Annotated in this window: 7 protein-coding genes; 4 read left to right on the forward strand and 3 right to left on the reverse strand. The window is 68.4% G+C overall.

Going from position 1 to position 7,201, the window contains the following annotated elements; all coding sequences use genetic code 11:
- Nucleotides 1-503 precede the first annotated feature (503 nt).
- Nucleotides 504-743, forward strand: a complete 240-nt coding sequence (locus tag PKA89_RS18345; protein WP_324421989.1) for a helix-turn-helix domain-containing protein — start codon at nt 504-506, stop codon at nt 741-743.
- Between the two features lie 224 nt (nt 744-967).
- The gene (locus PKA89_RS18350; protein ID WP_324421991.1) at nt 968-2,017 is read left to right on the forward strand and encodes a tyrosine-type recombinase/integrase; all 1,050 of its coding nucleotides are present in this window, start codon (nt 968-970) and stop codon (nt 2,015-2,017) included.
- Between the two features lie 68 nt (nt 2,018-2,085).
- Here PKA89_RS18350 and PKA89_RS18355 read toward each other — a convergent pair whose 3' ends face one another.
- Nucleotides 2,086-3,306 carry a hypothetical protein gene (locus PKA89_RS18355; RefSeq protein WP_324421993.1) on the reverse strand — a complete coding sequence of 407 codons (1,221 nt, stop codon included), beginning with the start codon at nt 3,304-3,306 and terminating at the stop codon, nt 2,086-2,088.
- Between the two features lie 197 nt (nt 3,307-3,503).
- Complete coding sequence (locus PKA89_RS18360) at nt 3,504-3,914, reverse strand: hypothetical protein (protein WP_324421995.1); 411 nt, start codon at nt 3,912-3,914, stop codon at nt 3,504-3,506.
- Between the two features lie 166 nt (nt 3,915-4,080).
- Here PKA89_RS18360 and PKA89_RS18365 point away from each other — a divergent pair, with 166 nt between their 5' ends.
- Nucleotides 4,081-4,944: a hypothetical protein gene (locus PKA89_RS18365; RefSeq protein WP_324421998.1), complete on the forward strand. Its 864-nt coding sequence runs from the start codon at nt 4,081-4,083 to the stop codon at nt 4,942-4,944.
- Between the two features lie 81 nt (nt 4,945-5,025).
- Here PKA89_RS18365 and PKA89_RS18370 read toward each other — a convergent pair whose 3' ends face one another.
- A complete protein-coding gene (locus PKA89_RS18370; protein ID WP_324422000.1) occupies nt 5,026-5,388 on the reverse strand; it encodes a hypothetical protein in 363 nt (120 codons plus the stop codon).
- Between the two features lie 485 nt (nt 5,389-5,873).
- Between PKA89_RS18370 and PKA89_RS18375 the strand changes: the two genes are divergently transcribed.
- On the forward strand, nt 5,874-6,512 hold the full coding sequence (locus tag PKA89_RS18375; protein ID WP_324422002.1) for an NAD(P)H-binding protein: 639 nt from the start codon (nt 5,874-5,876) through the stop codon (nt 6,510-6,512).
- Nucleotides 6,513-7,201: the final 689 nt, after the last annotated feature.

Genomic DNA, 7,201 nt, shown 5'->3' on the forward strand with positions numbered 1-7,201 from the left:
CAGTCCCCAGTGCCGTCCACCCGATGGCCGCCATGAACACGCCCGCTCCGAGACAGCGGAACGCCCCGCCACCTGTTTCGCAGGTGACGGGGCGTTGCTGCGTGGAGCCGCCTGTCGGAATCGAACCGACGACCTATTCATCACGAGGTACACGAGTCGTGGGGGAACATATGGTTGCATTCCGTTGCAACACAGGCAGATCGCCTGATCACGAAGGCGCATCCCCGACCACCGCGGACCGCAAGAGCGCACTCAAACATGTCGCAAACCTGTCGCTTCCCGTCGCCAGGAGGCTGTGCTCCTGGACCACCGGGCGGTCGCCAGAACTTCGGGCGGATCCAGCGGCCTTCGCGGCAGGGTTACACCTCGCACCACGGGTGCGCTCGTCGCTCCGCTGTGCACCACAACGGTACGCCGGTCTTGATCACCGGAGGCGCAAAGGTCGCCTACGTGCATCATCCAGCCCAGCATCCGATCGGCCGGCGAGCGAAAGGTTCGACGACATGGCACAGCAGGGAAACTCGACCCCCCTTCCGACGTTCGCAGCCGATCCGCTGCTCACTCCCGAGGAGGTCTCCGCCATGCTGGGCGGCATCCCCACCGCAACCCTGAAGCGCTGGCGCAGCCAGCGCTTGGGTCCCGTGGTGATGCATGTCGGTCGCCACGTCCGCTACCGGCGGTCCGCGGTCGAGCTCTGGCTGAGCGAGAAGGACCGTGAAGCGGCGGACTGGATGGTGTCGTAGTAGTGGTGCAGCATCGCATACCCCGAGGCGCCCACGGCCAGATCACGGTTAGACGGCAGCCTGCGGGAACCTGGCTGGCCCGAACCCAGGTGCGAGACATCGATGGCCGAGTCCGTTCGGTCCGCTACTCAGCCGCGACCAAGAGCGCCGCTGCACGTGGACTCGAGGCCACGCTCAGTGGTCGGACCGACCCAAGTGTCACGGGCATCACCGGCAGCACCACCATGGAGGCCCTCGCGAGCAAGTGGCTCCAGCACCGCCGCGACCACGGGCAGGTACGCCAGAAGGGGCCCCTGGCCCCACAGACACTCGCGACCTACCACTCTGAGATCGACAACGTCATCGTCCCCGCGATCGGGCAGGTTCAGATTCGCGAGGCGAACGTGCCCTTCCTCGACCGCTTGTTCGCGGACGTCGAACATGGTCGTAGCCACGGTAGTTACCCTGGCCGGACGGGTGGCCGGTCCACCCGTCAACTGCGCGTGGTTCTGGGTGGAATGCTCGGCCTGGCAGTCGCGCATGGGGCTCTCTCCGCGAATCCGATGCGCGACGCGGCCACATCAGCCCGCACGTTCCGAAGGGAAGTGCAGTTCCTGACGGTGGAGCAGGCCGTGTTGTTGCGAAGGGAGGTTCGCCGGGATTCAATCCGCATCGAGGGACGTCGCATGCCCAACACGGATCTTGAGCAGCTGATCGATCTTCTTCTCGGGACCGGCTGCCGCGAAGGAGAGGCGCTCGCGATTCGGCCTAGGGATCTCGAGGATCTCGACGGGGTCACGCCCACACTGCATGTTTGTGGCACGTTGGTCGAACCCCGCCGAGGCTACGTGGAGAAGTTGCACCGGCAGGACACGACGAAGACCCGACAGGACCGCCGGTTGATCCTCCCCACTGCCGTGGTGGAGATGCTTCAGGAGCGGATGGAGCGGCGCCCGCCGCCCAGCGCCGACGCGCCCATCTTCGCTACTGGAAAGGGAAACTGGATCGCTCCGTCGAACATGCGCACCCGGCTCCGCAGCGCCATCGCACGTGCCACGGAACGCGGCCCACGTGAAGCCCGGGAGGTGCAGGGGGTCACTCTGCACACCCTGCGTCGAACCGTCGGGACGCTACTGACGCACGAGATTTCGCTCGACGCGGCTCGCGACCAGCTCGGACACCGCGATCCGTCCGTCACTTACCAGCACTACGTCGGCAGGCGTGCGACGGCGCCCGATGTGAGATCCACGCTGGATAAGCTTCTCGTGCCACTTCCGGACCACCTCGAGGCGTAACGCCGAGCCGTCGACCGCGAGCACAGGCCGTGGTCGGGGATCCGCCTCCGGCGATTTCCGACACCTCTTCAGCGCTCGCAGCCGATCGCGGGAGCTGCGTTACCTGTCGGGGGCAAGGCACGGTCCTGGTGTTGGCGTCCGCTGGTGATGGCGGGCTGGCCGGCGGTCATGGTGCCGCGGGGTTCATGTAGTGCGCTGGTGGCCGAGTCGACCACCCGGGCCGCGAGGATGACGCGGTCGGTGTGGGCGAAGAGCTCGGCGCGTAGCGGTTGTGGGAGAGCGACTTCGCGGTGGTTCGCGATGTCGGCGGGGTTGACCCAGGGGGTGTCTGGGTCGGGTCCGAGGAGCTCGGTGGCGATCGAGTGCACGCCTCGCGCGTTGCCGACGAGCCCTGGGTCTTGGAGGGTGTCGCGGACGGCTTGGGCGAGGTCGCCGGATGCGGCGACGGAGTGGTGCAGGATCCGCGTGACTGCCGTGAGGTCGCTGCGGGCGGCCATGGCGTGTGGGGTGGCCAGCCCGTTGTGCTGGTGGGTGATCTCACGCAGGGCGGCACCGAGTTCGTTGCCGGCGTGGATGAGCTGGGGGTCGCGGCGTCGGTCCTGTCCGAGCATCTGGTGCAGCTCCTTGTCGAGGCGGGCCCAGCTGCGTTCGAGACGGGTGGTGGCGGGTTCGATCCGCTGCTCGTGGGTGCGGTGGTCAAGGGCACCGGTCCGGGCGGCGGCGGCGTCGACGATCTTGGCGGCGACGACGATGCCAGCTTGGCCGCGCACCACGGTGGCGAGGTTGGCCATGCTCGGCTGGTGGGCCAGGACTCGATGCGCGGCCAGGTCCCACCGAGCGCAAGCGACCTCGAGTCTCGCGGTCACGGGCCGGTCCCGGTGTTCGCCCTCGACCACGGTCGGCCACCGGTTCTCCAGATAGCCGCCGGCGAGGCGCTCGATGAGGGTGGCGCGGTCACGGGTGGCGCGGGCACGTACGAGGGAGTCCCCGGCGGGGATGGTCCGTCCGGCCTCCAATCGGCGCTGTAGGTCGCGAACATGGTGTCCCAGGGAGAGAGCGACCGCGTGGGAGGCGGCGTAGATCGTGTGCATGAGCCGGGTCCGCGCGGCCGCCGCGTCGGCCGCCCCCTCGGGCGTCAGGGGTGGGACCCGCAGCCGCCGCTCCTGGACGAGCATCGCGGCGTGGCGGATGGAGTCGGCGACGGACTGCAGCAGTGGGTCGCTCGGGCCGGCGCCGGGCCATGCCGCGCCCGGGCCGGTGGTGCGTGCTGGTCTGGTGATGCGGTCCATGACCGGGTCGCGGTCCTGATCGGGGATGGCCTCCCACAGTTGCGATGCGGCGTCGAGAAGGGACCCCCAGGCGCGTACCCGTGCTTTGGCCTGGTCCGGGTCGGGATCCCACAGGGCGGCTCTCGCGGTGACGTCCGCGTCCCGCAGGAGCTCGCCGACGCTGCGTGCGTCACCGGGCAGTGGTCGCGCGGGCGCGGTCACTGCTCGACCTCGCTGGCGAGGGCGGTCAGCTCGGCGATGACGACCTGCGCGGGGGCGGGTACCTGGTCGATCGGTATGGCCAGCGCGGCCTCGTGCGCGGCCTGCACTATCGCCACGAATCCCAGCTCAAGCAGGTGGTCCGGCAGGACGACCTGGTTGAGCGTCAGGTCGTGCTCGGGTGGCAGCAGCTGCACGGCAGCGGCGGCGACCAGATCGGCCCACCAAGCCGTCGAGTGCAGGGCCGGGTCGATCTCGGCCGCCTCGACGCCGATGTCGGCGGCTCTGTTCAGGAGGGCGACCACCTCCCCCCACGACTGCATCCACGTGCCGGTCGAGCTGTGAGCCTGCATGTCCTGCTCCTTCTTCTCTGACCCCTCCATCACGCCCTGCCAGATCCGGTCGTCCACCGGCGCGGTCGCGATCTGTGGACAACCGGGTGTGGTGTCGGTGCCCGTGTGGACACTGGGATTCACACAGCCCGCAAGCAGGACCTGGACGCGCGGGGGTCACCATCCGCCGGTGATGCTTCTTCTCGGGCTAGGCTGAATGGATCCAGTGAGGAGGTGGGGCGTCGTGCCGCGATGGGTGTTGAAGGCGTTGGCGGTCGGCCCTGGCCTGCTGGTCAGCACCGTGCTGACCTGGATGGTCGGCGCCCTGCTGCCGCCCGCGGCGGGGTTGACGCTCTTCGTCGGAGGGCTCGCGACGATGGGGCTGCTGCTGCGCGGCCGCGGCGAGTCCGCAGTCGCTCGAGTCTTGTACCGGGCTCACCCGTTGACCCAGTCCGAGCGCGCGACGATCGCCCCAGCTGTGACGCTGCTGTGCCGCAACGCCCTTGGCCCGCCCCGGGTGCGCTTGTGGATCTGCAGCGGCGACACCCATATCGCCGCGCAACCGGCGGGCCGCCACACTGTGCTCATCGCCCAAGGGGTGCTGGACGCGGTCGAAGACGGCAGCCTGACCCAAGGCCAGGCCGTCGCCATCATCGGACACCCCGCCGCCTTAGTGCGTGACGGATGGACTCGCAACGACCTGGTCATCACGTTCTGGTCCCTGCCATGGCTGGCCCTCAAAGCCCTGGCCGGCGGAATAGCCCAGGGGTTCGGTCGACTGCCGTTCGTCGCTCTCGGATGGCGGCTGCGGCTCGTGGTCGCCGCCGTCGCCGTCGTCCAGGCAGTTCAACAAGGCGTGCCGTGGATGGCAGTCTTCCTGGCAGCTCTTGCGGCGCTCACGTACCTAATCCCCATGTGGGAACGGCGATGGCAGACAGTCGAACTGCTAGCCGGAGACCGCACCCTGGTCGAGGCCGACCTCGGTGCAGAGTGGGCGAGCGTGCCCAACACGCAAGCACCGAACCCACTGACACGGCGACGGTCGTCCGCCCTGACCACGCGACAGCCTCATCCGTTGCGACTCGTCGCGGTCAGACCCCATTCTTAGGATCTCCGCAACGCGCCCGAGCCGGTCAGTAGGTCACTCGCGGCGAAAGGCAGCAGAGCGCCCCGACGCGCCTGCGCGCGGTCATGAGGAGCCGGACGGCGGTTGCACTGTGCACTCGGGGTCTTCTGGAGGCTTGATGCACATGACCAGACCGACCGGAATGGCCAGCTGCCCGGAAGTGCCGTCGCTGACATAGGTCACTGACAGGCCCTCCGCTTTGGTCGTGGCCGTGCCGTCGCTGTGCAGCCTGACGATGAGCTCGTCACCGGCCGCTGGTGCCGAACCGCACACGGCCGTGACCGTCGCCGCCCCTGGGTCCAGGCCTTCCGAAACGAAGGTGTCCACGGAACTGCCCAGCATCGAGGCTCCCGTACCGGCAGGGTTGGGGCGCAGGGCGAAGCCGGTGACCTCGAGGTCACCACCAAGAGCCTGAACCTTGGTCACCCGCACTGCGCCCGGCCGGTCCAGGCACACGACCATCGAGCCGAGCAGCCAATCTCGGTGCTGGCGGGCCTGGAGGCTGTCCCCGGTCCAGTGAGTCCCTTGCGGCAACACCAGATGTGGACCGGTCGGCGGGGGCGCCGCGCAGCCTGCCACCGCAAGCAAGGGGACGAGAAGCGCGCCCAACGGTCGCAACCGGTCAGGTTGCGTTCGGTCAGGACAGGGCACTGGCCTGCATGTTCCACTTGAGGTTATGCATGAGCGACTCCTGCTCGCTCGCACTCGCTGTTCGGCCTACCCGACCAGCGCCATTGAACAGCAAGGTAACGCGCCCGCACAGGACCTCCAACGAAGTCGGGACGCGGTCGACTGGCGGCGATATGACGCACGCGGGTCGTGGTTCGAGGGTGGTGTACGCCTGGCAAGGAATCACGTGAGCACACCTGTGGTTGCCCCTTCAACCAGTTGTGCAAACTTGAGGAGTTGCTATGGCCACCATCGTCGTCGTTGGAGGCACCGGTTACACCGGCGGGAACATCGTCCGCGAGGCTGCCGGTCGCGGACATGCGGTCGTCTCGATCAGCCGAACCGAGCCGTCGGAACCGTTGGAGGGGGTGCGCTACGAGCTGGGGGACGTCGGGGAGGTCGCGGCACGGGTGGTTCCGGGCGCGGACGTGGTGGTGGCCTGCCTCTCGCCGCGCAGGGAGATGGTCGGGCGCTTGGTGGACGTGTACCGAGAGCTGGCACGTCTGTCGGCCGAGGCGGGCGCACGGTATCTGCAGGTGGGCGGCTTCAGCTCGCTGCGCCCGGCGCCCGGCGCGCCCCGCTTCGTCGAGGGTGAGGTGCCAGAGGAGTTCCGTCAGGAAGCGTTCGAAGGTGAGGCGACCCGGGCGATGCTGGTCGACGACGCGCCTGCGGACCTGGACTGGGTGTTCATCAGCCCGGCCGGCAGCTATGGCGCCTTCGCTCCGGGTGATCACCAAGGGCACTACCGGGTTGGGGGCGAGGTGGCCCTGTTCGACGCGGAAGGGAACTCGAGCATCTCCGGGACGGACTTCGCGGTCGCCGTTGTGGACGAGATCGACACGCCGGCTCACCGCCGCGCTCACATCGGTATCGCTTCCTAACACCCGGCCCAGGTACGTCGGTCTTCTGCTCGGCTGACTGACGGTACGTCGGGTAGTCGAGCAGCAGGATCTGACATCGGATAGGCCATGGCACCCGCGGTCGACCACTTTGCCGAAACGCGGCGGTGTGACGCGGCCGGCTGGCACTCGACGTCGGGCAGGGCCACAGGGCGCCGCGGCGCATACCTTCGGCGAACCGCAGCTGGCAGTCCGTGTGGTTCTCAGCGCCGGAGGCTAAACGCCCTGCCTAGCCGCTCGAGTAGTGGCGTCCTCGAGGGCTGATCCGCCGCGGCTGCGTGCTTCCGCCCGGATCCTTTCCCGGTGATGGCGGGGACGTTGATCCCGTCGCGCGAGTTGGCGGTCACCGGAGCACTGATGCCGTCCTTGCTGTTCGCGGTCACTGACTGCACGGCCTTCCACAGCTCCGACCCGTATCCGTCGTCCGGCATGTCAGCCCTCCCAACCGCTCGACGATCCGAACGTCCTTGGATTCACGGTACTGCCGCCTCCATGCGCGGTGCGACCCTCGGACGAGGTCCGGTCGCGATCCAGCGCTACCGAAACCTCTGACGGTGAGGCGCATCAGGAAACCCACGTGGTAGCCCCAACATCACCACCACCACGGCACGGTCCGCTCGCGGCTGCTTGACGATTGTCGGTAGGGCCGGTGTCTGGCCAGACTCGGTCCA

The sequence above is a fragment of the Phycicoccus sp. genome, from assembly GCF_035325325.1.
GTDB lineage: Bacteria > Actinomycetota > Actinomycetes > Actinomycetales > Dermatophilaceae > Phycicoccus.

What these genes read in the sequence shown, in the direction of transcription:
- PKA89_RS18375 (WP_324422002.1), top strand. Translation starts at nt 5,874, where the DNA reads ATGGCCACCATCGTCGTCGTTGGAGGCACCGGTTACACCGGCGGGAAC.
- PKA89_RS18345 (WP_324421989.1), top strand. Translation starts at nt 504, where the DNA reads ATGGCACAGCAGGGAAACTCGACCCCCCTTCCGACGTTCGCAGCCGAT.
- PKA89_RS18350 (WP_324421991.1), top strand. Translation starts at nt 968, where the DNA reads ATGGAGGCCCTCGCGAGCAAGTGGCTCCAGCACCGCCGCGACCACGGG.
- PKA89_RS18355 (WP_324421993.1), bottom strand. Translation starts at nt 3,306, where the DNA reads ATGGACCGCATCACCAGACCAGCACGCACCACCGGCCCGGGCGCGGCA.